Origin of the sequence: Paenibacillus sp. GCM10027626 (genome assembly GCF_042676285.1) — a bacterium.
Taxonomy (GTDB): domain Bacteria; phylum Bacillota; class Bacilli; order Paenibacillales; family Paenibacillaceae; genus Paenibacillus_Z.
Genome location: NZ_JBHTHC010000015.1, coordinates 53,564 through 77,912, shown reverse-complemented (window position 1 = coordinate 77,912; position 24,349 = coordinate 53,564). Strand labels below are relative to the sequence as shown.

Below are 24,349 nucleotides of genomic sequence, written 5' to 3'. Positions count from 1 at the left end.
AAGAACGACGGAAGTGGTGAGCAATGTTGAATTATCGGTCTACGGTCATTACACGCTTGTTAAAAGATAAGACGCTGTACTTCATGCTGATCCCCTTTGTGCTGTGGTACTTGGTCTTCCTCTATAAGCCAATGTACGGGCTGCTGATCGCCTTTCAGGATTACAGCCCCTATAAAGGGATGAGCGGCAGTAGTTGGGTCGGCTTCGACAACTTTATGACTTTCTTTCAAAGTGAATATTTTGGCAGAACGATTCGCAATACGATTTTGATCAGCCTGTATAACCTTTTATTTGCTTTCCCGGCACCGATTGTTTTGGCGTTATTGCTCAATGAAGTGCGCCATTTGTTTTTCAAAAAAACGATTCAAACCTTAACGTATTTGCCGCATTTTATTTCGGTCGTTGTCGTTGCGGGGATTGTTACTAATTTTTTGGCTCCTTCAAGCGGGATCGTCAATTTGCTGATCGAAAAGCTGGGCGGGGAAAAAATTTATTTCCTGGTTAATCCAGACTATTTCCGGACGATCTTGATTGCCACTATGGACATCTGGAAGGAGATCGGCTTTGGCGCCATTATTTATATTGCCGCATTGGCAGGGGTCAATCCCCATCTGTATGAAGCGGCTGTAATGGATGGAGCGGGAAAATGGCGGCAGCTGTGGAGCATTACGCTGCCGAGCATTTTGCCGACAATTGTTATTATGCTTATTTTGCGAATTGGTAATTTTATGGAAGTTGGCTATGAAGCGATTATTTTGTTATACCAGCCTGCCACTTATGAGACGGCGGATGTGATCAGCACTTATGTATACCGGGCAGGCTTGCAGCAAGGGCGATATGACATCGCTACAGCCGTCGGTTTGTTCAATTCGCTTATTGGCCTGTTCCTCGTCGTAAGCGCCAACAAGCTAAGCAAAAAATTAACCGAGAACGGGTTATGGTAGGCAGGTGAGCAGGATGAAACGAACAGCGGGCGAAACGCTCTTTATGTGGATCAACTATATCATTTTGGCGCTGCTGGGCCTTCTGACGCTATACCCTTTTTTATATGTGCTGTCTGCCTCACTCAGTTCCCCGCAAGCAGTTGTGTCAGGAAAAGTGTTGCTCTGGCCGCAGGATGTTACCTGGCATGCTTACGAGCGGGTACTGACTGAGCCAGGCATCTGGCTGGCTTATGCCAATACGGTTTACTATGCGGTGGCAGGGACGGCTGTCAGCCTGCTGCTGACCGTGCTCGGTGCATATCCGCTATCGAAAAAGCGGGTGATGGGCAGAACGGTTATCAGCTTTATGATTGCGTTTACAATGTGGTTTAATGCCGGGATGATTCCGTTTTATTTGAATATGCGCGATTTGCAGCTGCTGGACTCGCGTACCGGCATCATTATCGGCTTTGCGATTACGACATTTTTAGTGTTCATCATGCGCACCTTTTTTCAGTCCATCCCCGAGGAATTGGAAGAATCGGCAAAGGTGGACGGCGCATCGGACTGGACGACGTTATGGCGAATCTACATGCCGCTCTCCAAGCCGGCGCTCGCTACAGTCGGCCTGTTCTATCTTGTTTCCCGCTGGAACGGATATTTCTGGGCGATGATTTTGCTTCGCGACAGCGATAAAATTCCGCTGCAGGTTTTATTGAAAAAGCTTATTGTCGAAATGAATTTAAGCGAAACGATGATTAGTTCGGCAGATATTTCCGGCTCCTTCACACAGGAAACGATTATTTATGCCACCATTGTCGTTGCGATTGTGCCGATGGTGCTCGTCTATCCTTTCATTCAGCGTTTCTTTACGAAAGGGGCATTGATCGGTTCGGTAAAAGGATAGTTTGTCTGTCTGGCTTGTCTGATGCCCCTTGCGAAAAGGGGCTAAGGACAATGAAAATATGATAGCGTTCTCAATAGTGGAAGGGGACATCGAAGACAATGCGTATTGGACGACAATTTGCACAACTGGCAGTTCTTGCGGCCTTGCTGCTTGCGTTGCTTCCGCAAGGTACGATCTTTGCGGAGCGGGGGGCGGATCCACCTGTAAATCTGATCGCGAACGGCAGCTTTGAGCAGAGCGAAAATGGCAAACCGGCCGGCTGGAATTTATGGAGCGCAGCCGGAACGACGGCAGCGGTAGCGGCAGTGGAGGAACAATATGCGGTAGATCAGTCGCGTTCGCTAAGATTGACCGGAGCGGAAAGTAATACCCGCTCTGCGATGGGGCAGGTCGTCGAAGGAATTCGCGGGGATACGTTATATGAAATCCGCGCGTGGGTAAAGACGGAGAACGTTGTGCCGCTAACAGCCGGAAGCCCGGCCGGCACATTGCGCCTGCAATCGATTATTAACCGTGATGGCCAATATGAATATACCGGCACGATTATGGTTGGCAAGCAGTCCGGAACGACGGACTGGACCTTGCTCAAGCAGCAATTTACGACGCCGCCCGAGGCATCTGCGCTGCAGGTTCAGCTGTTTCTGTGGGAAGCAAGCGGGGCGGTCTGGTTTGATCAGGTGGAGCTTGTAAGAGTGAAGGAACAGGAACAGCCAGGCGGCGACGGTCTTCCTGCAGGAGCTGATATCGTTGAGAGATTGAAGCTGAACCACCCGAATAAAAGCCATCCGCGGCTCCTGGCAAGTGAAGACGACTTTGTCAAAATGCGCAGTCATGTATTATCAGATCCTTACATGAAGCATTGGCATCAAGTGCTGCAAAATGAAGTGCATAATTCCTTCAGCCAGCCGCTGCCTGCATATGTGCTGCCTGACGGTTATCGTCTGTTGGAAACGAGCAGAAGGGTACTTAATGATATACAGCGGCTGGCGATTTTGTACAAAATTGATGAAGATAAGCGCTGCTTGGAGCGGATGTGGGCGATTTTGGAGGCGGCGGGAAGCTTTCCCGATTGGAATCCGCAGCATTTTCTAGATGTGGCGGAAATGACGAATGCCTTTGCTCTCGCCTACGATTGGTTCTATGACGACTGGACGGAGGAGCAAAGAAATTTTTTGCGCGAAGCGATTGTGACCAAAGGCTTGCAGCCGGCAGCAGCTGTATACCGGGGCGAGATTCAAGGTGATTTTGGCCGCAGCGGCTGGCTTACAGCGGAGAATAACTGGAATACTGTCGTCAATTCGGGAATGGCTATGGGCGCATTAGCGGTAGCGGATGAAAGCGAACAGCTGGAAAAGCTGACCGCTGAGGTGCTTGAGGGAGGGCTTCGCTCAATCCAGCTTGTCTTGCCGCTGTTTCAGCCGGATGGCGCCGGTGAGGAAGGAATTGCTTATTGGGAATACAATGCCCGCTACCTTGTATACTATATGGCTTCCCTGCAATCGGCGCTCGGTACAGATTACGGAATGTCAGAGTCGCCGGGGATTGAGCAAACCGCTTATTTTCCGATTTATTTAGGCGGTCCGGGCGGTTCCTTCAATTACGGCAACAATAATGCAGATTTGATCCGTTCGCCGATTCTGTTCTGGTTTGCCAAGCGGTACAACGACCCGGATTTGGCCTGGTACCAGCGGACATTGGCGGAAAAGAGCGGCGGGGCTTTCAATATGCTGTGGTATGATCCGGAGCATGTAAGCGAAGCTGCGGATGTCCATATGGGCCTGGATCGCTTGTTCCGCAAAGTGGAAGCAGGCAGCATGCGCAGCTCATGGGACGACCCGAAAGCGTTTTATGTCGGTTTCAAGGGCGGCAACAATACATTCAATCATAATCATCTAGACGTGGGCTCATTCGTACTTGACGCGCTTGGCGTACGCTGGGCGGGCGAGTTGGGGCCGGACGATTACAATTTGCCTGATTATTTTGGACTCGGCGGCCATGATTACTATCGGATTCGAACGGAAGGCCAGAATACGCTTGTCTTAAATCCGGGCAGGCATCCGGGACAGGAGCCGTCGGCGGCCGCGGCGATTGTGGATCACCGCTTTTCAGCGGAACAGGCCTATATGATTGCCGATCTGACTGCCGCTTATCAGAAAGATGCCAATGAGGTTCGCCGCGGCATTGCATTGCTTGAAGAACGGCGCATGATTTTGCTGCAGGATGAAGTAAAGATGAAGCAGCCGGATGGCGAATTGTTGTGGTTTATGCATACGAAGGCTGATGTAGAAATAATGCCGGACGGACAATCCGCAATGTTAAGCCGAAATGGCGAGCGGCTGTGGGCGCATATTATCGACGCTTCGCAACCTGTATCGTTTCAAGTTCGCGATGCCAAACCACTGCCAACTTCACCAGCCCCCGGCAGGCAAGCGGTCAATGAAGGGGTGAAACTGGCCATTCAAGCCAAAGGCATAGAAGAGCTGCAATTAGCTGTGCTGTTCGTTCCGCTGCACCCTTGGGAGAACATTCCGGCCGAGCTTCCGCCAGTGACAGCGTTGGCAGAGTGGGGAAGCAGTCAAACCGCCACGCCTGCGCGCGTTCGGCAGATTCAGATAAACGGGGCAGAGTTGACTGGCTTTAAGCCGGATCAATATACGTATCATGTGCAAATTGACACGCTTGAGACAGCAAGCGCTGTTCCGCAAGTGGAAGCGGTTGCCGCGGACAGCATTGAGACAGAAGTAATCCCGGCGGACGTTCTTCCGGGGACGACAGTTATTCGCGCATTTACCGCCGACGGTTCACTGGCGGAGACGAAGTATTATATACATTGGGAAGGCGGAAGCGAGCTGATTGTAACAGCCAGCGATCATGACGGGAACGAACCGATCAATACGCTGGACGGTGATTGGGGAACACGCTGGTCGGCGCAAGGCGAAGGACAGTGGATCCAATACAAGCTCGATCAAGAAAGAATGATCGATCATGTCAAGATCGCTTTTTTCAGCGGCGCTGTCCGTTCGACCTTGTTTGACATTTTGCTGTCACAGGATGGCGTGAACTGGAAGCAGGTTTATTCCGGGCAAAGCAGCGGGCAAACGACAGCGTTTGAACGGTTTTCTTTTCCGGCAGAGAAGGCGCGATATGTACGAATTGTCGGGAAGGGGAATACAGTCAACAATTGGAACAGCATCACTGAAGCCGAGATCGAAGGGGTTCCGCGGGCGGTTAAGGCGGACCGTCTAGGCGAGATTACGCTTCAGGCAAGTAATCAGGTGCTTAAGATTGGCGATTCTGCCGTCTTGCAAGTGAAGGCTTCGCTGAGCAGTGGCACCCCGTTGGATATTAATCAAGTGAAATTGGACTTTGTCAGCAGCAATCCGGCAGTTGCTGCAGTTGGTGATGACGGCGTCATCCGAGCAGTAGAGGCCGGGACAGCAACCATCATAGCCCAAGCCCTGCACGAGCATTATTGGAAGTGGGCAGCCGTTGATGTAAGTGTCGATGACGGCGGTATACGCATCGCAGCTTCAGCAGATACGTATGTGCAGGGCGGCAAAGCGGCGGCAACCAACTTTGGTTCCAGCGCTGAACTGATCGTCAAGGGAGATCTTAATCCTGACTATCGGCGCGAAGCACTGATCCGTTTTCCGCTCGGGCAAATAGAGGGGACGATTGAGCAAGCAAAGTTGTATATTTATGCGCTTGTACAAGATACAGCAGGAGATGAAACGGACTTATATTTGTTTGGAGCAGATTCAAACTGGGAAGAAAAGGACGTAACATGGGATACCAAGCCGGAAGTTCGGGAGCAACTGGGCTCGGTGCCAGTCGATCGGCATTATGAATGGCGGGAAGCCGATGTGACCGAGTATGTCAAACAGTGCCAGCAAGCTGGAGCCGATGTTAATATTGCGCTTCTTCAAGGAGTGAATGGGGAAGGAGCGCGCAATGTTACTTTGCGCAGCAAGGAAAGCGCAGGCTATGGCCCTTACCTTAAGGTGTATACGGCATGCCTCCAATAGTGAAAGCGCGCTCAAACCCAGTAACGACGCGGATCATTAAAAATTTTTCATGCAGATTAGGAAAATATCTATTTATTTTTCGTGAAGAGATATGATATTCTCATACCCGAGCCGAAACGAAAAGTGCGGGGGAATGAATAACAGTGTCAAATAGACATTGTTATCCCGATAAGCCTCTCTCGGTCATGGCAGCAGACCAGGGCGGGCAATCGGAATCTGCGTTAATGTGACACACACACATTGCGCTTTGGGGTGAATCACAAATTTCATGCAGCAGTCGCCGGCTAAGTGAATTTGTGTAGGGTTGACTCCTCGACCCGAATCCGACAGCTAACCTCGTAGGCCACATGTTGAAAGGATCAAAAGCAGTTCGCAGTCCGATCCATTCACGATGACGGCACTTGCCAGCTTCCCTGCGCGAGTGACCGTAAACGAAGGAGGAAGACCAGTTTGTTCAAGACAGCATGGAAGAAAAGCATGGCAGCCGTAGTGATTGGTGTTGCGATAATGACACAAGCGGGGATTGCAAGCGCGGCTACGGTTCATAAAGCAAGTGATGACGATACTTTCTGGAAGCTATCGAGCGAGTATGGGGTATCTGTCGATGCATTAGTTCAAGCAAATTCGGAAATCGATCCATTGAACATTTATGAAGGGCTGGATATTGTTATTCCGGATGAGAATAACGAGCCCGATACAGAAGCGAACGCAGCTGCAGCGCTCAAGACCGTAGCTACATTGAATGCGGCAAAAGCAGAAAGTGCCAAAACCGCCAAAACCGCTGCCAGCAATGCAGTAGCGGCAGCAGCAAGCAAGAAGTCATCGACACTTAATCTGGGTGGACGAAGCTTTAACTATTCGAACGTACTGCAGATGAAGGCCAGCGCCTACACAGCAGATCCCTCGGAAAATGGGGGATGGGGAGCTGTAGACTACTTAGGCAACCCCTTGAAACTTGGAACGATCGCTGTTGATCCTAACGTGATCCCGCTAGGCAGCAAGGTATATGTGACCGGCTACAGCCATGATGGATTGCCGCAAGGCGGAATGATTATGACGGCATCGGATAAGGGTGGAGCCATTAAAGGGAATAAGATCGATATCTTTCTTCCACAATCCCAACAAAAAGCGAGAACATTCGGAATTCAATATGTAAAAGTATATATTTTGGAATAGAGGAAGGACGGCGCACTTTGAGAAAAGTGTGCCGCTTTTTTGATTTTATAGAATTTATATGTTTTAGCTGATAAATTCTATAAAATTTCAGGGGAAGAAACTTGCCTCGCGCCAAGGACGGCATCAGCCGTTTCTTCTCACATCCAAAAGCTGCTTGTCATCGGACTTTGCGGTCGACTGAGCGATTAAGCAGCTCAGGCAGCGGCACGATCTCGTAGCCGTTATCTTGCAGCATTTCAATAAGCTTGGGAAGTGCTTTAATTGTACCGGACAAGTCCTCGCTGCCGCCTGCATGCTGTAAAATGATTGAACCTGGCTGCAAAGTCCTCTGTATATTGCGCAGCACCCTATTACTGCCGATCCCCTTCCAATCCTCTGAATCTACATCCCAGTTGACAATAATGTAGCCGTTTTTTTTCGCCCATTCCACTTGCTCTGCGGTAATTTCACCGTATGGAGGACGAATAAACCGTGGACTGTAACCGATTAGCGGGCGCAGTATTTCATCTGTCCGCGATATTTGCTGTTGAAATTGCCGCTTACTAATGCGCGGGAATGACGGATGGTTATAGGAATGATTTCCGACCATATGCCCTTCCTGGCGGATGCGCGACACGACAGAAGGGTATCTAGCAGCCCTCGTGCCCATAACAAAAAAGGTAGCCGGCACCCTATGCTTAGATAAAATATCCAAAACTTGCGGCGTATATTTAAGATCAGGCACGTCGTCGAATGTAAGAGCTACTTTTTTTGAATTACGCGATCCGCCGTAGAAAAAGACACCCGGATACATCTTGTGCAGCTCCGTCCATGTCAAAGTTTTTCTTTTGCGCTTACGTTGGTTGGCCGATGCTTTTATAGCTGCGTCGTCTGTCGGAGGCTTATTAATAAGCTGCGAATCGGCAAACGGCTTTGATTGTTTGAGGTGAGCACCATAAAGCTGGGGAAGGGTTCCGAATAGAGAAGCTGGAATAGCGATAGCAACAAGCAGGATGGTGATCCGGCGGCAGATAAGGTATGTTTTATGCATGATTTCAGCAAGCCTCCTTTTCGAATGCCGATCGGCCTTTAGATCAATTGAACGTCAATACAGTTTCCCACAGAACAGCCAGGTTATACATACGGATAAATATTCTCTTTACAGATTTTCCGAACGGGAAAGCCGACTCCTTTAGGTGTGGGATGAAAGTGAGGTCGGATACGAAGTACCACTAAAACCAGAAGGTTTTTGGTACTTCAAGTATCCGAAAATTTCACTCTTTTTTATTGTAAATCCGTTGCAGTTTATTAATAAAATTGATACTATGAATATATGAACGAATACAGACGAACAAACACAACGGTCTCCTTGATTAACTATCATTTCGTTTTTTGCCCTCGATATCGAAGAAAAATATTCCTTCGCACGGATGTAGAGGAACGATTTAAGCAGTTGGTACAAGAAATAGGTGAGGAATTAAGCATTGTTATTGTTGCTTTAGAATGCGACAAAGACCATACCCATATGTTTTTGAATACGGTACCAACACTTAGCCCAGCTGATATTATGGCAAAAATCAAAGGAGTGACGTCTAAAAAGTTGAGAGAAGAATTTCCTCATCTTCAGCACTTGCCAAGCCTATGGACACGTTCTTATTTTGTATCTACCGCAGGAAATGTATCGAGTGAAACGATTAAACGATATGTCGAACAACAAAAAACAAGGGGGTGAAACGGATGTCGCAAACCATAACCATTAAAATCAAACTGCTTCCAACAAGAGAACAGGCCTCTATTTTGCGTGAGATGAGTCAAACGTACATCTCCACCATCAATACGCTTGTTTCTGAAATGGTTGCTGAAAAGAAAAGTACAAAGAAATCCAGTAAGGATATTTCGGCCTCTTTGCCAAGTGCGGTCAAAAATCAAGCCATCAAGGATGCAAAAAGTGTATTCAAGAAAGCAAAGAAAAGCAAATTCACTGTCGTTCCCGTACTTAAGAAACCAGTCTGCATCTGGAATAATCAAAACTATTCTTTTGATCTCGCTCATCTTTCAATGCCGATTATGGTGAATGGAAAAGCGGCTAAAACACCTATTCGTGCTTTATTAATCGATAAAGACAATCGAAATTTTGATTTGCTGAAACACAAATTAGGTACACTTCGCATCACGCAAAAATCGAATAAATGGATTGCGCAAATTTCCATCACCGTCCCAACAAGCGAAAAAACAGGCACAAAGATTATGGGTGTAGATTTAGGTTTGAAAGTTCCCGCCGTCGCTGTAACAGACGATGGTCAAACCTGTTTTTTTGGTAATGGAAGACAAAATAAATATGTCAGACGTAGATTTCAATCCAAACGAAAGAAGCTGGGTCAACGAAAGAAATTGAACGCGATTCGCAAGCTCGATGATAAAGAACAGCGATATATGAAAGACCAAGACCACAAGATTAGTCGTGCTATCGTGCAATTTGCGGTAGAACATGAGATTTCTGTCATTCGCTTAGAGCAATTAGCGAACATAAGACAGACGGCAAGAACGAGCCGTAAAAACGAAAAGAATTTGCATACTTGGTCATTCTATCGCCTATCTCAATTTGTGGAATACAAAGCGAATTTAGCGGGTATAAAAGTGGAGTATGTGAATCCTGCTCACACGAGTCAAACGTGTCCAAAGTGTTCGGAAAAGAACAAAGCACAAGATCGAAAATATAAATGTCCATGTGGGTTTGAAACCCATCGAGATCGAGTTGGTGCGATGAATATTCGATATGCACCTGTGATTGATGGTAACAGTCAATTAGCCTAAGATGCTAGATGCACTGTCTTAGGAGGGGCAATGAGATGCCCTCATCTTGAAGACTGTTCAAAACAGAAATGGACTGAGAACGTTTAGTCATTCAAGAATCCCACTGATATTAGTCAGCTTGCGGCTTTAGCCGTGGGAGTCTCAAATCAACAAAAAGAAGCATTAACATGATGGAGAATACTTGAAATAAAGGAGAATTACGATGCCATTATTAGATATGCCACTGGATCAATTGCAAACGTATACAGGGATTAATCCTCGACCGGCCGATTTCGATGAATATTGGGAGCGGGCATTAGCCGAAATGCGTGCGGTTGATCCGCAAATTGAAATGGTGCCAAGTGATTTTCAGACACCGACTGCGGAATGCTTCGATTTATATTTTACCGGCGTGCGCGGAGCGCGCATCCATGTAAAGTATGCCCGCCCTCGCAATAGCAGCGGACCGCACCCGGCTGTCGTACAGTTTCATGGCTATACCGGTCACGCTGGCGACTGGTATGAGCGTCTTGCATTCGTATCGTTAGGCTTTTCCGTGTTTGCAATGGATTGCCGCGGGCAGGGCGGCTCCTCGGAGGATGCAGGCGGTGTGAAGGGCAACACGCATCATGGACATATTATCCGCGGCCTCGATGCAGGGGCGGATCACTTGCTGTTCCGGCATATTTTCCTGGATACGGCTCAGCTTGCCGGCATTGCAATAGATATGCCGGAAGTGGACGGCGAGCGTGTCTACGCCTATGGCGGCTCACAAGGCGGGGCATTGACGCTGGCATGTGCAGCGCTTGAACCGCGGATTCGCAAGGCTGCGGCCCTGTATCCGTTTCTGAGCGATTACAGACGGGTATGGGAGATGGATCTGGCCAAAGATGCATATACGGAATTGCGTACATATTTCCGCTTTTTTGATCCGCAGCATCAGCGGGAGGATGAAATATTTACAACGTTGGGCTACATCGATATCCAGCATCTCGCTAACCGGATTCGCGGGGAGGTTGTGATGGCAGTAGGCTTGATGGACACTGTTTGTCCGCCATCGACTCAGTTTGCTGCCTATAATAAAATTCAATCGGCAAAACGTTTGGAAATTTATCCGGATTTCGGCCATGAAGGCTTACCGGCCTTCAGCGACAAGGTTGTCCAATTTTTCCTGCAGGATTAATAAAATAGAGGACGTCTCGGAGCAGATGAGCGGATTAGCCGCTGCCGCCGAGGCGTCCTTTTGACTTTCTGATAACAAGTTACAGCTTCACGACAGCCCGGCCTTTATGGGTACCGGCCAGCAGCTCGCGGCTAACCTCAGGCACTTGCTCCAGCGAAATTTCATAGCAGCCTTGCGACAGCTGGGCCGGCTTCCATACGGCAGCCAGGCGCTCCCATAAAAGCTCGCGCAGCGGCGCCGGGCAATAGACAGAATCAATGCCTAGCACGTTCGCGCCGCGCAGGATAAACGGGAAGACGGTGGAGGAGAAGGAAGCTCCGCCAGTAAGTCCGCTTACTGCAACAGATGCACCGTATTGCAAGCTGCTGACGATAGCGGCTAGAGCCGGGCCGCCAACAGGGTCGATAGCGCCGGCCCAGCGCTGCTTGCCTAGCGCTGGAGGAGAGGCTGAGCTTGAGCCAAGCAGCTCAGCGCGGTCAATGACTTGCCGGGCGCCAAGACGGGCCAGCCGGTCATGGGCGTCCGCCTTGCCGGTGACAGCCGTTACTGTATATCCGGCACGTGCAAGGATGCCGATGGCAAGCGTGCCTACCCCGCCGCTTGCTCCCGTTACGAGAACCTGCCCTCCCTGAACTGCGGTAAGGCCATTGAGCTCAAGCTGGTAGAGCGACAGCGCTGCAGTAAGGCCTGCCGTCCCCAGCATCATCGCTTCTTGTAACGTCAAAGCGGCTGGCAAGCGCGTGACCCAGTCTGCCGGCACTCTGGCCAGCTCGCTGAATCCGCCGGAATGGCTCGTCCCAAGACCGTAGCCCGTAACAATAACCTTATCGCCGTTGGTAAAACGCGGATCTTCTGAAGCGAGCACAATGCCGGCCAGATCGATGCCGGGAACAAGCGGATATTGTTTCACGACGGCATTATTGGGCGATATGGCCAGTGCATCCTTGTAATTCACACTGGAATAATGTACCCGAATCGTAACTTCACCAGGAGATAACTCAGCTAGCGACAGCTGCTGGAGTGCGGTCTGAATCTCTCCCGTTTCGGGTGAAGAAGCGACAAGCGCTTGAAAGGAAAGCTGGGGATTGATTGTCACAATATAACCTCCTGATCGTGAAGAGATAAAAAAGCTCCAGTAATCTGGCTGCCGCACAGACGAAAGGAGCTAAAGGGTTATGTAACAATTAGTATAGCAGAGCAAGCTGCCGTAATGCTACACCTTAAAAATAGAGATGGTGCGCTGCAGCTGCATGACAACCTGCTGCATGCGTTCAGTCTCGCTGCCGACAGCTTGTACTGAGGAAATCTGTTCGTTCATTGAAGCGGATACTTGCTCAGTGCCGGCCGCGGATTGCTGGGTTATAGCGGATATATTTTGGATAGCTCCGGAGATTTTGCGGGCGCTGTCCAGCATAGCGTCGCTTTCATTGGAAAATTGATAGATCTGGTCTGTAATAAATTGCACGCTGGCGACGATCTCCGCAAAAATCTGCTCGGATTGCTGCAGCATCGCAGCTTGATGCTTAACGACCTCTTCGTTTACTTGAATATGCTCGATAGCCTGTTTAACCCCTTGATCTATACTGCGAACGAGATTGAAAACCTCCTTGGTCGAGGCGGTCGCCTCTTCGGCCAGCTTGCGGACCTCCTGGGCAACTACAGCGAAGCCTCTCCCATGGTCACCTGCACGCGCAGCCTCAATCGAGGCATTGAGCGACAGCAGATTCGTCTGCTCGGCAATTTCAGAAATGGTGCGCGTAATAGCGGAAATTCCTTCTGCTTGGCGTGCCAGATCCTCGATTGCGTCCGACACTTGCTGCGTCGCTTCCACATTTCGCTGCATTCCTACAGATTGGCTGTCTACTGCTTGGCGGCCCTTATCGACCAGTGAAAGCGTCTGTTCGGAGCGCTCGTTCATTTCCTTGGTGGAAAGGGCGTAAGCCCCCACTTTATCCTCGATATCGCGAATGGAATCGGCCATATCGCTTACATCTTCCGAAATTGTATTGGCGCCTGTAGCAAGTTCCCCGGCTGATAAGGCTACCTGCTCCATTACTTTGCGCAATTCATTGTTTTTATCGAAGATGCTGTAGCTGGTGTCATTGACAATTCGGGATATGTTGGAGGTTTCTTTCAAAATATCGCGCAGCTTGTCAATCATGCTATTGAAGGAATGACCCAGTTCGCCAAGCGATGCCGAGGAAGAAACGTCAACCCTCTGCGTAAAGTCGCCCTTCGAAATGCTGAATGCAATGGATGTCATTTCTTCTATCGAAGATGAAAGCGCTCTCTCTACAATCCCTACAATAGGGAAAGCAGCGATCGCGGAAATGGCAACGATAATAAGTCCTACAACCAAAGACTCTCCCGCGATTGCTAAGCCGGCAAGAAGCAACACCGAGAAGAGAGTGACAATGGCGTAGCATCCTACTAATAGCTTATTACGAATTGATAATGAATGGTACCATTGCATGAGACAACTCTCCTTATATTGGAATAATCTTATTATATCATCAGTAGGACATTTGTCCAGAATTGTCTAGTTCACCGGATTTAAGTCGAAAAAAGAGGGAAAACCCGCAATAATAGGCAGAAATACCGCTGTAGAAGTCGAACTTGTAAGGATTTTGTAAATAACTATTGATAGAATGGTTCATATGTCCTATAATGAGTCTTAAGACTTATTTATGGAAAGATAAAGTAAATTAGGAACTGATGGGGTGAATATTATGAATCTGGATAACATGCCATTGGCAAGACAAATTGATTTTGTTTTCCGCCAGCTGGAGGAAGAACTGCTTCATTCGGTAGCAGGTACAGTCATCGTACATATTCGCAACAACAAAGTAGGGAAATATGGCGTGAGACATAATCCGATTGAGAGCCGGGACGGCCGACTGGGAGATAAAAAGACAGAAGCGGGAATGACGAGGGAGCAGGTGCAAGCATTTAGAACGATGGCTGTCGATTCGCTGCAGCTTAAGCGCAGCTGGACGCATGGGGAAATCTCCTTTGATTTCTCAGTCCGTTCAGGCACCGGCAATTGGTCGGCAAGCATTTCTTTCGAATCCAATTACAATTTGGCGAATGGAATGTTCCGTTATCAGCCGAAATATGCCCAGCAGGCATGGCGGGAGACTTTGTAGCAGCACGAAAGAGACGTAATCCGGTTGTTGTCCGGAAAGCGTCTCTTTGTGCTGCTATTTAGAAATTTGGTTTTAGCGGGAAAATTGGTTGCCAGAAAGCTGTTGTTCAGCCATTTGAACCAGTCTGCGGGTAATGTTGCCCCCGAGGGTACCCGTGTCGCGAGTTGCCATGAAACCGTAGTATCCGTCTTGTGGAATTTGGATGCCCAGCTCTTGAGCCACTTCAAATTTCATTTGTTGCAGAGCCGCATTAGCTTGAGGCACAAGCAGCTGATTGCTGCTGCCGGATCTTGATTGTGATTGGGTTTGTGCTTGCATGTTCATCATGTGTTGTTCACCCCCTTATGTAATTTTAGTATGGTTCGTTTACCACCTTTTATGCAGTCCGATTTCTAAAAAAATGGTATGTAATTATTTCCAGAAGAAGCTTGACATTTTTGTATGAAATGAGTAATAATCATCATAAATGCGGTGAAGGGAATAAGTAAGCGTGGATGCAAGCAGCAGAGAGCCGGTGGATGGGTGCGAACCGGTGCGCGCATGCAAGGCTGAATGGGTCCCGGAGCAGAATTGGGGAAAGCGGGCAAAGCTGTCTGCAAGTATATAATTTCGTTTACTTCGCGTTAAGGGGTACAGAGGCTTGGGAGATTGATCCGCGTCTAAGGCGCGTCAGTTGTTTCTTCTCATCCAAGCAAATTAGGGTGGCACCGCGGTTCTTCGTCCCTTGCTATGAGGGAGAAGGGCTTTTTTGTGTTTCTAGAGGAAGTAATTTTTAAAAAGTAATGACGAGAGGATTTGGATGAAAATGACGATGAAGCGCGTACTATCCGGCATTCAGCCGAGCGGGCAATTAACATTGGGCAATTACATCGGAGCGTTGCAAAATTTTGTAAAGCTGCAGCATACGCATGAATGCTACTTTATGGTGGTTGACTTGCATGCGATTACCGTTCCGCAAGATCCGGCAGCTTTGCGCGAGCAGACGGAATCCGTAGCGGCACTTTTTATTGCGGCTGGCATTGATCCGGCAAAAGCCAATATTTTTATACAATCTCATGTATCTGCGCACTCAGAACTGGGCTGGCTGCTCACTACATTGTCGTATATGGGCGAGCTGGAGCGCATGACGCAATTTAAAGATAAATCAGCCGGCAAAGATTCGATTGGCACCGGATTGTTCGTTTATCCGACTTTGATGGCGGCAGATATTTTGGTATACAATGCGGACTTGGTGCCGGTTGGCGATGACCAGAAGCAGCATTTGGAGCTGACGCGCGACTTGGCGCAGCGTTTCAATGCCCGATACGGCGAATATTTTACTATACCTGATCCGTATATTCCGGAAGTGGGCGCAAGAATTATGTCGCTTGACGATGCATCGAAAAAAATGAGCAAGAGCAATCCGAATCCGGGCAGCTTTATTGCCCTGCTGGATCCGCCGGATGTGATCCGCAAAAAAATTAGCCGCGCTACGACGGATTCCGGCAAAGAGGTGCGCTTTAATCCGGTCGAAAAGCCGGAGGTGAGCAACCTGATGAGTATATATGCGCTGTGCGCCGATATGACCCTGCAGCAGGTTGAACAAAAGTTTGAGGGACAGATGTACGGCGCCTTCAAAAAAGACTTGGCCGAGCAGGTTGTTGCCAAATTGGAGCCGCTGCAAACGCGTTATCATGAAATTCGCCAATCCGGAGAAATTCATGCTATTTTAAAACAGGGCGCAGAGCGAGTTGCAGAGGTTGCGGACAAGACGGTGCGGGATGTGAAGGAAAGAATGGGCTTCGTTCTTCCGCGCTGAGTATTATTATAGAAGAAACAAAAATGAAGTACGCCGCAGCCTTGGATTTTATCCCTGGTTGCGGCGTTTCATTTTGGCGCCGACGATAAAGCCAATCGTAATATTGACCATCGTAAGCACAAAGAACAAAGCTGCAAGCCAGCCATTATGCGCAATAGCGATCGCGGTTGCGACCATCAAAATGACAGAAAAAACGGCAAAAAACAAGGATAATGACTTTGGCATAATTAGGAAGCTCCTTTTTATAAAAATGATGTAAAGTGGAAGCATATTATTTATAGACGCGATCCATAATAAAATTGCAAGCTTGCAACACACTATATGCGAAGAGGTTGAAAGGAGAAATTCCACATGGCAGCAGGACAATCCCGCAGCAGCAATCAGCTGGTCGTACCACAAGCAAACGCAGCTCTGCAACAAATGAAATTTGAGGCTGCACAAGAATTAGGCATCCAAATTCCTGCAGACGGTTACTACGGCTACATCGCTAGCCGCGATGCAGGATCACTTGGTGGTTACATCACTCGTAAACTGGTTCAAATCGCTGAGCAACAAATTTCCGGACAATCGAACTTCCGCTAATACAACAAACTTGCTAATGTAAGCGACACAGCTCAAGGGAAACCTTGAGCTTTTTTATTGTGAAAAAAAGAAAGACCTCTACTATTGTGCAAGAAGAGGTCGATCTCGTCAATACGTGTTCATGCGCATACGTTTTTGCAGGCGGTCATCGCTTAGCCAGCCGACATAGGAGCCGAGTGTGTTGTAATCACGGTCGACGAGCAGGACGCCGACGAATGGATACTGCTTCCGGTGACGGTAACGAACATCGGACCAGCGGATTTCCAAGCCCCAGGAATGCTCCTTCACTTCGGCGCATGCAAAGCTTGTAAAGTAAAGAAAGGCGCGGATGGACGGATCGTTTTTGGAAATCTCCACCGCCGGGTGCGAGGAGCAGCGGGCCTGGTCGATCCAGCGGATATTACCTTGGCGCAAGTCGCCCACTACAAAGGTGCCATCCGGTTGCGTCTTTACGACATTCCAATCATTCAGCATAATGGTCGGAATTAGTAAATACTGTTCCCCTTCGCTATAATAGGGGTCGAGCATCTGCAAGCGGCGGGCAAGTGAACGATGTACAACGGTTCGCCATACATAATAAACAATCAGCAAAATGTACAGAATGGGGAAAATGTACCTGGGATTGGCCAAATCAAATGCCCACAGCAAAATGGCAACGACATGAGAAACAAAAATGACCGGATCGAAAATGTGGATAATGTTCCACGAGATCCATTTCTCTGAGAAGGGCCGCATAGCTTGTGTGCCATAGGTATTAAACAGGTCGCTAAATACATGCACGACGACAGCAAGCAATACCCAGCCGATCAAATGAAGCCACGGAATCGAAAAACCAAAGCCGATTTGAATCAGCACGACAATCAGCGCTGTCCATATGGCGATCGCCGGTAAAGAGTGCGATTTGCCGCGATGATTGCGGATATAAGCTGCATTGCTTTTTAAGCGCAGCAGTCCGTCCAGATCGGGCGCCTGCGAGCCGGCGACTGTCCCGATAAGGATAGCCGCATGTATCGTTTGATCGGCTGCAACAACCGGATCAACTGAGGCCAAGCCGGCCAGACCGAGCCCCATTACTAAATGAGTACCGCTATCCATTTCCTTTTGCCTCCCCGTTTGAAAATGGTATACTTCTACAGGGTCAGTATTTTCCAAAAAGCGATTTCTTATAACGGCAAAGAGGTGATTTTTGATGGCAAAAGCAATTTGCTTTGTTGAATACAGGATCAGGGCGGCTGATGAAGCGGCCTATCGAAGTTGGATTGCTGCACAAAAGGAGGAACAGCAATTTCAATTATTTGAAGGAACAGATCAGCTGCTTTTATTTGTCGAAGTATGGGAAGCCGATTCTGTTGCGGAAGGCGAGCATATAAAAGAAGAACGTCTCAATGAACGTTCTTCCTGGAGCTTTATGGAAAAATGGGTGGATGGTGGCTTAAGCAAAATTCATGCGTGGACGTTCAAGCCTTTTTAGCGATAGTTAGGAAGGTCTGGCCGGCATCGGTGTTTGATTTGTAATTGTGCCGCCATGGAACGGATATGCATAGTTAATCGGACCTTCAAAGGTAACATAATCGAGATTGAGCATCAGGAGCAAATAGCGCATGCCTGTTGTAGGATCGCTGATAATGATATGATCCCGGCCTGCTGCCTCAATGACGCCGCGGAAAATTTTTGCATTCCACTCTTTGTTGTTTTCATAGGTCATATAGAAGGTGGCCGGCTTGCCGCGGTTCAACCGTAAAATATTTTCTACATAGGATTCTTCCGTAACCGGAGCAGCGCCGCCTGACGGCGTAACGAACGCACCGCTCGGAACAGCAGGAGGCATAGCGGAGGAAGGCATCATCGACGACTTAGTGGAAGCCGGCAACATGGATGATTTCTTGGAAGCCGGCAGTACCGCTTGCATGTTGGAAGACGGCATCACTGCTTGCATGTTGGAAGTAGGCGTCATCGAAGCCGGCATTACCGACTGCATGTTGGAAGACGGCATCATCGAAGCCGGCATTACCGACTGCATGTTGGAAGACGGCATCATCGAAGCCGGCATTACCGACTCCATGTTGGAAGACGGCATCATCGAAGCCGGCATTACCGACTGCATATTGGAAGACGGCATCATCGAAGCCGGCATTACCGGCTCCATATTGGAAGACGGCATCATCGATTGCAAATGGGAAGTTGGCATCATGGAAGGCTGGCTGCTCATTCCTGGCATCATATTTGACATGCTGCGGATCGGGCCGCCATATCCGTAACTTGCTGACATATTAATGACCTCGCTCTCTTAAGTAAGTTAATCCACAAGCTGACAATCTTCAGGCGTAGGGGCAAAGAAACAATGAGCTTTAAAACCCCGGTATTGCTCTCTAATCCCGCCAAGTGGCGGGAAAATAAATTCACATCCTTCCCTTTCGCCGAATGGGCGTTAATCCATAGTGCTATCATATTGATGAAAAAGAAAAAGGGTTCCGCTTTGGGTGAAAAATCCTGTTAATCTTGTCTATATTGTTTCAACCCGCGGTGTCAAATTAATGAACAAAAGGTGCGAACATTGTCAAAAGGCCGCGGTTTAGGGTATGATTAGAAACGATTTAGTAAATAAACATGGATGCTTAATTAGTGTCCTTATCGGGATCGGAACAGGGAGGCTCGCTGTGATTAAAGAATATGTGGCCCTGGCCAAGCCGGGCATTATACGGCTTAATGCTTTTGCTGCATTCGGCGGATTTTGGGTCGCGTCCAAATGGGAGATCGATTGGTTGTTGCTGCTTTATATGCTGGTCGGCGTCTCGCTCGTCATGGCATCGGCATGTGTAGTAAACAACTATTGGGATCGTGAGCTAGACAAAAAGATGGAACGAACCAAGGGACGCGCACTGCCAATGAATCGGATCAAACCGGCGCATGTGCTTATTTACGCGGTTGTGCTGGGAATCGCCGGACATGCTATACTGTTTTTCCTTGTTAATCCGTTAGCCGGCCTGCTCGGGTTTGTCGGATTTGCAGTATACGTATTCGTCTATACGATGTGGCTGAAAAGAACCTCGACCTGGAATACTTCGATCGGAGGTATTTCCGGAGCTATGCCTCCAGTGGTAGGCTATTGTGCTGTAACGAATGAGGTCGATGCAGGCGCATGGCTGCTTTTTGCGCTGATGTTTTTTTGGCAGCCTCCGCATTTTTGGTCGTTGGCTATTCGACGGGTGGAAGAATATCGCGCGGCTGGATTTCCAATGCTGCCGGTGGTAAAAGGGGTTCCTAGAACTAAGCTGCAGATGATTCCGTACACGCTGCTGCTTGTTCCAACGAGTATTCTGCTTTATACCTATGATTATGTTGGAATTGTCTTCATGGTCGTTTCAGTACTAATCGCAGTCCTATGGCTTGTCCACACACTTATGGGCTTGAACAAGAGCGGGGAAGAGACAACGAAGTGGGCAAAAACGAACTTTATGTACTCCATCTACTATTTGATGGTTGTGTTCTTGATTATGATTGCAGACACGAACGGAATTGCAGCTTAGTGGGAATGATTCGGGAGGAGTAACGGACAATGGCCTTTTTACGCAAGCATGCGTTCAAGATTGCTGTGCTCGCTTTATGTGCGGCAATGGGAATTTATTTATATTGGTCCAACCTGGAAAAAACGACTGTTGATTTATCAATGAAGCAGGCTGTTGCTGACTTTGAGCTGACGGATCTGGATAATAATCCGGTCAAATTCTCAGATTCCAATGGCAAGGTGCGGGTCATCTATTTTTATTTTGCCAATTGCCCGGACATTTGTCCCCCAACGACATTTTTGATGTCTCAGCTTCAAGAAGAGCTGAAGAAGGATGGGAGCTTCGGCAAGGATGTTGAATTTATTTCGATCACCTTTGATCCGGAACGAGACACACCGGAAGCGATCCGCAAATTTATTGAAAAAATACCGGGTGATATCGATCAGTCAGGCTGGAAGTTTTTGCGCGGGACCGATTATAAGCAGACCGAGCAGCTTATGAAAGACAACTTTAATTTAGGGCTGAGAAATAATGAGGACGGCACCTTCCTCCATAGTGATATCATTACCTTTGTCGATCGGGAAGGCAATATCCGCAAGCAAATGACGGGTTCGATTCAAGAGACGGCTGTCAAGAGCTTGAAAGACACCGTCAAGGCTATGCTCAAAGAATAGGCGGTATTCGTAGACGATGGCAGTTTTTTGGTCGATATTGTGGAACACGTTACTTCCGTTGACAGTGATGATTGCACTCGGCGTCACACTGCAACGGTTTTTTTCATTAGATATTAAAACATTGTCCAAGCTGAACTTTTATTTATTCTCGCCTGCTATTATTTTCAGATTGCTATATACAACGGAAATTCCGATGGCAGTCATTGGGCAGACACTCTTGTTTTTTGTGATATTTATGCTTTTGCAGTATGCAGCAGCAGAAGCGCTTGTCCGATTGCGCCGCGCACAGCCGGGCAGACGCAGCGCAATGCGCAACAGCGTATTGTTTTATAACAGCGCTAACTATGCGCTCCCGCTTAATCAGCTTGTATTCGCAGCCAATCCTTTCACCATGTCGGTGCAAGTGATTGTCATGATGATGCAGTCGCTGCTGCCGAACACCTATGGCATATATAGTGTCAATGCGCACAAAAGCTCGCTCGGTCCCTTGCTTCGCAGAATTGCTTCCCAGCCGGTTGTTTATGCTATTCCCGCCGGCTTTCTGCTGCACGGTTTCGGCATCTCGCTGCCGCAATTTGTCGAGACACCGGTTAATTATTTGGCGGATGCCTTTATCGGAACGGCCTTGATTACATTAGGCGTACAACTGGGGAGCATGAAGTGGACGCTGCGCGGCCCAATGATGACGGACGTTTTTTTGACCGCCGGTTTGCGTTTAATTGGCGGACCGCTGCTGGCAGCGCTTGTTGTCTGGATAATCGGCTTCGAAGGCCTGCTGGCCAAGGCGCTAATCGTCTCGTCGGCAGTGCCTACCTCGTTATCCAGTGTGCTGCTGGCAGTCGAGTTTGACAATGAGCCCGAGTTTGCTTCTCAGGCGGTATTTCTTTCTACCTTGATCAGCATCGTGACGGTGACGGTCGTCATCTATATGCTGCATATTTAATACTCATCCTTGCAGTACTGGGCGAGAGCAATTGGGGGATACAAAACGTACTCTTCAAGGCCCGCCTTTTCCAATTGAGCAATCAAATATTCCTCAGGTGTATGTTCGACTCCAGGATAGCCTTTGCGGGTGTACAGATGCTCTGCATCGGGAAATTGATCGCGCAGTATGGCGCGGATTCTTTTGCCGGATGCGTCATTGTCTGTGAAAATATAAGGAAGCTTGCTGCCAACCTGCTTGCTGAGAGCGGCTAGCTGCTCAGGACCTGGTGTACCGAAGGTGCAGTAGACCGGTATTTCTTGCGTTAACACCCGGCGAAGACGGCTTCGGTCATTTTTCCCTTCTACTATTATTGCAATATCCATACGCCAATCACCTCGAACCTATTGTACCGCAAATTGCCGCCTAATATGAGAAAAACTCCTATCGAAGTCATTCGAGGATGAGCGACCGCGTTTAAAGGTAGTTTTTATCGCCAATAAGAATTTGTTTTTCCGCACAGCTTGGAAACTTATAAATTCTTATGTGGTAAGAAGAAACGGCTGACGCCGTCCTTGGTGCGAGGCAAGTTTCTTCCCCTGAAATTTTATAGAATTTATCAGGTAAAACATATAAATTCTATAAAATCGAAAAAAACGGCCTGTCTTGCAGACCGTCCCGTTAAATTTCGCTAATAATGATGCATCCAACTATGATGACAAGTAAAATGAAGAGTATAAGAATCCTGCAGATAAGGGTTAGACGATTGCCGACAACATCTTCTGCATATGGATACATAGTTGTCACCTCTCTCCTGGCACGAGAATAGCGAGCCGCGAATCGACCGGTACAGCTGTTCTAGCCTTTAGCCACACTGTAATGTATGCCTTGGCGGGCTAATCGCCCTGTGCATATACCCAGACTTAGGAAAAATGGGCATTCGTCTTAGGAGGCCGCAGCGAATAAAAAGGCAAAATAGCCACTGCCGCCATCAAGAATAAAAAGGCTAAAAAGTAGGGGGAAATAAAATCTCTTATATGTCCGGCAGCCATCGGGCCGATAAAGGCGCCTACGGAAAAGGCGATGGACAGAATGGAGAAGGTTCGTCCATAACGCTGCCCGCCGCTCAGTTCAATCAGAAAGGTAGTTAACGCCGGGAAAATAATGCCTTTGGCCATACCAAGAATAAGCAATAACAGGTAAAGCGGCAATGGGCCGCCCGCAGCGATCCCGAAATAAGCTAAAGCCAGCAGCAAACTTCCCCATAAAGTGCGCAAATAAGCGGACATTCGATTAAGGAAAAGCATGCTTAAAGTAAGCAGTGCTCCGATGCTGACAACGGAGAACAGCAAGCCGGTCGTCAGCAGCGTATCATGCGAAGTAGCCAGGAGCGGCAGCTCAAAGGACAGAATGCCTTGTGCGCAGCTGGTGGCAATCGGTAAAAGATAGACAATCCACGGTACTGAAGGCGAGGATGCTGCTTTTGTAACGGCTTTGCTCGCGCGCAGCGCCTCTTGGTCGGCCTTTGAAAGCGGGATGTCGCGAATAAAGAACAGGGCGCAGCAGGCGGTGATAATGAGAAGCCAGCCAAGAAAGAGAAAGGCGGTTGTAAAGCCGATCTGCGCCACCAAATAGGCGCCTGCCGCCGGAGATACGACGGAAGCAAGCGTATGGATGAGACCGTTGCCGGCCATAAGCTTGCCCTGCTTTACGCGATCCTGGGACATTCGCGCCAGCAGCGTCATGCAGGCCGGTGAAAGAAAAGCCAGTACAAATCCGCTAATGGACCGCAAAATGAGCAGCTGCCAAGGGTCGGTTACTGAAGCTTGAAAGACAAGGATGACGCCAGCTGCTCCAAGGCTGATAACGATGAAAATCCGGCTGCCCAGACGATCGACGCCATAGCCGGCAATAATGTTGCCAGGCAGGTGAGTGATCGAATACAGTCCCATCATTAATCCGATAAAAGAAGGAGCTGCTCCGAGCGACAATGCAAACGGCGTTAAGATGGGGTATTGGGCATGAAGATCGAAGAAAGCAACGAATAAAAATAAGTAAAGCCAAACCGCAGTTCTCAACTTGCGCATCCTCCCTCAACCGCTAACGGTCATTGTTAAGACCAATCCGGTTGTGTATTACTACTACTTGTACGCCCGTAACGGACAGGTTATGCCAATTGGCGCAATGAGTGGTTTACGGGCTATATGGCATCAGGTATAATATTTTGTATTCAACGTTTGCAGGCGTTATAATGGAGGAGATTAAGAAATGAATTTTAATCAAGATATTGACATTTGGATTCAGTTTTTCAAAGACAACTGGGTGATGCTCCTCATTGCGCTTGTCGTCCTTTTTCTAGTTATTAAAATTGTCAAAACAGTCGTGAAGTGGTTGATTGTAGCCGTTATCATTATTGGGGTTGTTGTGTACAGCGGTTATACGCTTGATGATCTGAAGGATATCGGGACGAAGGCGATTGAAACTGTAAAACAGGAGGTTGTATCGACAATGGCAGGGGAAGTCAAGGATGCCAAATATACAACCAATAAAGACGGATCCTTTACAGTAACGACGAAAAATTTGGAATTAACGGGGATGCCTGGAGACCGTAAAGTGAAAGTCTCATTTCAGGGCACGCCGGCTATTGAAATGAAGATTGATGATACAATTCGCAATTTGATTGATCAAGCCAAGAGCAACGGCTAGCTTGTTTGCGATTGGCGCTCATTTAGGAG

The 24,349-nt window shown here is 48.3% G+C and carries 25 protein-coding genes, 1 riboswitch and 1 other annotated feature; of the genes, 16 read left to right on the top strand and 9 right to left on the bottom strand.

The window, feature by feature from the left end; translation table 11 throughout:
* The first annotated feature begins 23 nt into the window (after nt 1–23).
* The 4 genes from ACFQ0N_RS25395 to ACFQ0N_RS25380 all read left to right on the top strand — a co-directional run bounded on the left by ACFQ0N_RS25395 (nt 24) and on the right by ACFQ0N_RS25380 (nt 7,031).
* On the top strand, nt 24–944 hold the full coding sequence (locus tag ACFQ0N_RS25395; protein ID WP_379331591.1) for an ABC transporter permease: 921 nt from the start codon (nt 24–26) through the stop codon (nt 942–944).
* A gap of 13 nt (nt 945–957) precedes the next feature.
* Nucleotides 958–1,830 (top strand): carbohydrate ABC transporter permease, encoded by an 873-nt coding sequence (locus ACFQ0N_RS25390; protein ID WP_379331589.1) that lies wholly within the window; start codon nt 958–960, stop codon nt 1,828–1,830.
* A gap of 98 nt (nt 1,831–1,928) precedes the next feature.
* Entirely contained in the window at nt 1,929–5,855 is a 3,927-nt protein-coding gene (locus ACFQ0N_RS25385) for a CBM96 family carbohydrate-binding protein (RefSeq protein ID WP_379331587.1), read from the top strand.
* Between the two features lie 99 nt (nt 5,856–5,954).
* Nucleotides 5,955–6,217: riboswitch (cyclic di-AMP (ydaO/yuaA leader) on the top strand.
* Between the two features lie 88 nt (nt 6,218–6,305).
* Nucleotides 6,306–7,031 carry a 3D domain-containing protein gene (locus ACFQ0N_RS25380; protein WP_379331585.1) on the top strand — a complete coding sequence of 242 codons (726 nt, stop codon included), beginning with the start codon at nt 6,306–6,308 and terminating at the stop codon, nt 7,029–7,031.
* A 157-nt stretch (nt 7,032–7,188) separates the two neighbouring features.
* On the opposite strand, the gene ACFQ0N_RS25375 is transcribed toward ACFQ0N_RS25380, so the two are convergent.
* On the bottom strand, nt 7,189–8,061 hold the full coding sequence (locus ACFQ0N_RS25375; RefSeq protein ID WP_379331583.1) for a polysaccharide deacetylase family protein: 873 nt from the start codon (nt 8,059–8,061) through the stop codon (nt 7,189–7,191).
* 282 nt (nt 8,062–8,343) lie between these two features.
* Here ACFQ0N_RS25375 and tnpA point away from each other — a divergent pair, with 282 nt between their 5' ends.
* From tnpA to ACFQ0N_RS25360, 3 genes are all read left to right on the top strand, one after another.
* A complete protein-coding gene (tnpA, locus tag ACFQ0N_RS25370) occupies nt 8,344–8,742 on the top strand; it encodes an IS200/IS605 family transposase (protein WP_379331581.1) in 399 nt (132 codons plus the stop codon).
* 5 nt (nt 8,743–8,747) lie between these two features.
* Entirely contained in the window at nt 8,748–9,824 is a 1,077-nt protein-coding gene (locus ACFQ0N_RS25365) for an RNA-guided endonuclease TnpB family protein (RefSeq protein ID WP_379331579.1), read from the top strand.
* Nucleotides 9,825–10,026: 202 nt separating this feature from the next.
* Entirely contained in the window at nt 10,027–10,986 is a 960-nt protein-coding gene (locus ACFQ0N_RS25360; protein WP_379331577.1) for an alpha/beta fold hydrolase, read from the top strand.
* Nucleotides 10,987–11,065: 79 nt separating this feature from the next.
* Here ACFQ0N_RS25360 and ACFQ0N_RS25355 read toward each other — a convergent pair whose 3' ends face one another.
* Together ACFQ0N_RS25355 and ACFQ0N_RS25350 are read right to left on the bottom strand one after the other, a co-directional pair.
* The gene (locus ACFQ0N_RS25355; protein WP_379331575.1) at nt 11,066–12,082 is read right to left on the bottom strand and encodes an oxidoreductase; all 1,017 of its coding nucleotides are present in this window, start codon (nt 12,080–12,082) and stop codon (nt 11,066–11,068) included.
* A gap of 117 nt (nt 12,083–12,199) precedes the next feature.
* Complete coding sequence (locus ACFQ0N_RS25350) at nt 12,200–13,459, bottom strand: methyl-accepting chemotaxis protein (protein ID WP_379331573.1); 1,260 nt, start codon at nt 13,457–13,459, stop codon at nt 12,200–12,202.
* Nucleotides 13,460–13,715: 256 nt separating this feature from the next.
* Between ACFQ0N_RS25350 and ACFQ0N_RS25345 the strand changes: the two genes are divergently transcribed.
* Complete coding sequence (locus tag ACFQ0N_RS25345; protein WP_379331571.1) at nt 13,716–14,132, top strand: O-methyltransferase; 417 nt, start codon at nt 13,716–13,718, stop codon at nt 14,130–14,132.
* Nucleotides 14,133–14,204: 72 nt separating this feature from the next.
* On the opposite strand, the gene ACFQ0N_RS25340 is transcribed toward ACFQ0N_RS25345, so the two are convergent.
* Complete coding sequence (locus tag ACFQ0N_RS25340; protein ID WP_379331569.1) at nt 14,205–14,459, bottom strand: alpha/beta-type small acid-soluble spore protein; 255 nt, start codon at nt 14,457–14,459, stop codon at nt 14,205–14,207.
* Between the two features lie 135 nt (nt 14,460–14,594).
* Nucleotides 14,595–14,860 (top strand) — a binding site (T-box leader).
* A gap of 83 nt (nt 14,861–14,943) precedes the next feature.
* Here ACFQ0N_RS25340 and trpS point away from each other — a divergent pair.
* A complete protein-coding gene (trpS, locus tag ACFQ0N_RS25335; RefSeq protein WP_379331833.1) occupies nt 14,944–15,930 on the top strand; it encodes a tryptophan--tRNA ligase in 987 nt (328 codons plus the stop codon).
* Between the two features lie 48 nt (nt 15,931–15,978).
* Here trpS and ACFQ0N_RS25330 read toward each other — a convergent pair whose 3' ends face one another.
* Entirely contained in the window at nt 15,979–16,155 is a 177-nt protein-coding gene (locus ACFQ0N_RS25330) for a hypothetical protein (protein WP_379331567.1), read from the bottom strand.
* 126 nt (nt 16,156–16,281) lie between these two features.
* Here ACFQ0N_RS25330 and ACFQ0N_RS25325 point away from each other — a divergent pair, with 126 nt between their 5' ends.
* Nucleotides 16,282–16,512 carry an alpha/beta-type small acid-soluble spore protein gene (locus ACFQ0N_RS25325; protein ID WP_379331565.1) on the top strand — a complete coding sequence of 77 codons (231 nt, stop codon included), beginning with the start codon at nt 16,282–16,284 and terminating at the stop codon, nt 16,510–16,512.
* 108 nt (nt 16,513–16,620) lie between these two features.
* Here the strand turns inward: ACFQ0N_RS25325 and ACFQ0N_RS25320 are convergent, their stop codons facing one another.
* On the bottom strand, nt 16,621–17,607 hold the full coding sequence (locus ACFQ0N_RS25320; protein ID WP_379331563.1) for a metal-dependent hydrolase: 987 nt from the start codon (nt 17,605–17,607) through the stop codon (nt 16,621–16,623).
* 94 nt (nt 17,608–17,701) lie between these two features.
* On the opposite strand from ACFQ0N_RS25320, the gene ACFQ0N_RS25315 reads away from it, so the two are divergent.
* Nucleotides 17,702–17,983, top strand: coding sequence for a hypothetical protein (locus ACFQ0N_RS25315; protein ID WP_379331561.1), 282 nt, complete (start codon nt 17,702–17,704; stop codon nt 17,981–17,983).
* Nucleotides 17,984–17,989: 6 nt separating this feature from the next.
* Here the strand turns inward: ACFQ0N_RS25315 and gerQ are convergent, their stop codons facing one another.
* Nucleotides 17,990–18,490: a spore coat protein GerQ gene (gerQ, locus tag ACFQ0N_RS25310; protein WP_379331559.1), complete on the bottom strand. Its 501-nt coding sequence runs from the start codon at nt 18,488–18,490 to the stop codon at nt 17,990–17,992.
* Between gerQ and ACFQ0N_RS25305 the strand changes: the two genes are divergently transcribed.
* From ACFQ0N_RS25305 to ACFQ0N_RS25290, 4 genes are all read left to right on the top strand, one after another.
* Nucleotides 18,384–18,770 carry a hypothetical protein gene (locus ACFQ0N_RS25305; RefSeq protein WP_379331847.1) on the top strand — a complete coding sequence of 129 codons (387 nt, stop codon included), beginning with the start codon at nt 18,384–18,386 and terminating at the stop codon, nt 18,768–18,770. The genes gerQ and ACFQ0N_RS25305 overlap by 107 nt on opposite strands.
* 399 nt (nt 18,771–19,169) lie before the next feature.
* Nucleotides 19,170–20,039 carry a heme o synthase gene (cyoE, locus tag ACFQ0N_RS25300; RefSeq protein ID WP_379331557.1) on the top strand — a complete coding sequence of 290 codons (870 nt, stop codon included), beginning with the start codon at nt 19,170–19,172 and terminating at the stop codon, nt 20,037–20,039.
* A gap of 29 nt (nt 20,040–20,068) precedes the next feature.
* Nucleotides 20,069–20,692 carry an SCO family protein gene (locus ACFQ0N_RS25295; protein WP_379331555.1) on the top strand — a complete coding sequence of 208 codons (624 nt, stop codon included), beginning with the start codon at nt 20,069–20,071 and terminating at the stop codon, nt 20,690–20,692.
* Nucleotides 20,693–20,708: 16 nt separating this feature from the next.
* Nucleotides 20,709–21,635 (top strand): AEC family transporter, encoded by a 927-nt coding sequence (locus ACFQ0N_RS25290; RefSeq protein WP_379331553.1) that lies wholly within the window; start codon nt 20,709–20,711, stop codon nt 21,633–21,635.
* On the opposite strand, the gene ACFQ0N_RS25285 is transcribed toward ACFQ0N_RS25290, so the two are convergent.
* A complete protein-coding gene (locus ACFQ0N_RS25285; protein ID WP_379331551.1) occupies nt 21,632–22,000 on the bottom strand; it encodes a DNA primase in 369 nt (122 codons plus the stop codon). The two genes, ACFQ0N_RS25290 and ACFQ0N_RS25285, sit on opposite strands and share 4 nt — an antisense overlap.
* 537 nt (nt 22,001–22,537) lie before the next feature.
* The gene (locus tag ACFQ0N_RS25280; protein ID WP_379331550.1) at nt 22,538–23,692 is read right to left on the bottom strand and encodes an MFS transporter; all 1,155 of its coding nucleotides are present in this window, start codon (nt 23,690–23,692) and stop codon (nt 22,538–22,540) included.
* A 190-nt stretch (nt 23,693–23,882) separates the two neighbouring features.
* Here ACFQ0N_RS25280 and ACFQ0N_RS25275 point away from each other — a divergent pair, with 190 nt between their 5' ends.
* The gene (locus ACFQ0N_RS25275) at nt 23,883–24,320 is read left to right on the top strand and encodes a hypothetical protein (RefSeq protein ID WP_379331548.1); all 438 of its coding nucleotides are present in this window, start codon (nt 23,883–23,885) and stop codon (nt 24,318–24,320) included.
* Nucleotides 24,321–24,349 lie beyond the last annotated feature (29 nt).

Coding starts and splice junctions, on each gene's coding strand:
- ACFQ0N_RS25395 (WP_379331591.1), top strand. CDS start 24: ATGTTGAATTATCGGTCTACGGTCATTACACGCTTGTTAAAAGATAAG.
- ACFQ0N_RS25390 (WP_379331589.1), top strand. CDS start 958: ATGAAACGAACAGCGGGCGAAACGCTCTTTATGTGGATCAACTATATC.
- ACFQ0N_RS25385 (WP_379331587.1), top strand. CDS start 1,929: ATGCGTATTGGACGACAATTTGCACAACTGGCAGTTCTTGCGGCCTTG.
- ACFQ0N_RS25375 (WP_379331583.1), bottom strand. CDS start 8,061: ATGCATAAAACATACCTTATCTGCCGCCGGATCACCATCCTGCTTGTT.
- tnpA (WP_379331581.1), top strand. CDS start 8,344: ATGAACGAATACAGACGAACAAACACAACGGTCTCCTTGATTAACTAT.
- ACFQ0N_RS25365 (WP_379331579.1), top strand. CDS start 8,748: ATGTCGCAAACCATAACCATTAAAATCAAACTGCTTCCAACAAGAGAA.
- ACFQ0N_RS25360 (WP_379331577.1), top strand. CDS start 10,027: ATGCCATTATTAGATATGCCACTGGATCAATTGCAAACGTATACAGGG.
- ACFQ0N_RS25350 (WP_379331573.1), bottom strand. CDS start 13,459: ATGCAATGGTACCATTCATTATCAATTCGTAATAAGCTATTAGTAGGA.
- ACFQ0N_RS25345 (WP_379331571.1), top strand. CDS start 13,716: ATGAATCTGGATAACATGCCATTGGCAAGACAAATTGATTTTGTTTTC.
- ACFQ0N_RS25340 (WP_379331569.1), bottom strand. CDS start 14,459: ATGATGAACATGCAAGCACAAACCCAATCACAATCAAGATCCGGCAGC.
- trpS (WP_379331833.1), top strand. CDS start 14,944: ATGAAGCGCGTACTATCCGGCATTCAGCCGAGCGGGCAATTAACATTG.
- ACFQ0N_RS25330 (WP_379331567.1), bottom strand. CDS start 16,155: ATGCCAAAGTCATTATCCTTGTTTTTTGCCGTTTTTTCTGTCATTTTG.
- ACFQ0N_RS25325 (WP_379331565.1), top strand. CDS start 16,282: ATGGCAGCAGGACAATCCCGCAGCAGCAATCAGCTGGTCGTACCACAA.
- ACFQ0N_RS25320 (WP_379331563.1), bottom strand. CDS start 17,607: ATGGATAGCGGTACTCATTTAGTAATGGGGCTCGGTCTGGCCGGCTTG.
- ACFQ0N_RS25315 (WP_379331561.1), top strand. CDS start 17,702: ATGGCAAAAGCAATTTGCTTTGTTGAATACAGGATCAGGGCGGCTGAT.
- ACFQ0N_RS25305 (WP_379331847.1), top strand. CDS start 18,384: ATGGATGATTTCTTGGAAGCCGGCAGTACCGCTTGCATGTTGGAAGAC.
- gerQ (WP_379331559.1), bottom strand. CDS start 18,490: ATGCAGTCGGTAATGCCGGCTTCGATGACGCCTACTTCCAACATGCAA.
- ACFQ0N_RS25295 (WP_379331555.1), top strand. CDS start 20,069: ATGGCCTTTTTACGCAAGCATGCGTTCAAGATTGCTGTGCTCGCTTTA.
- ACFQ0N_RS25290 (WP_379331553.1), top strand. CDS start 20,709: ATGGCAGTTTTTTGGTCGATATTGTGGAACACGTTACTTCCGTTGACA.
- ACFQ0N_RS25285 (WP_379331551.1), bottom strand. CDS start 22,000: ATGGATATTGCAATAATAGTAGAAGGGAAAAATGACCGAAGCCGTCTT.
- ACFQ0N_RS25275 (WP_379331548.1), top strand. CDS start 23,883: ATGAATTTTAATCAAGATATTGACATTTGGATTCAGTTTTTCAAAGAC.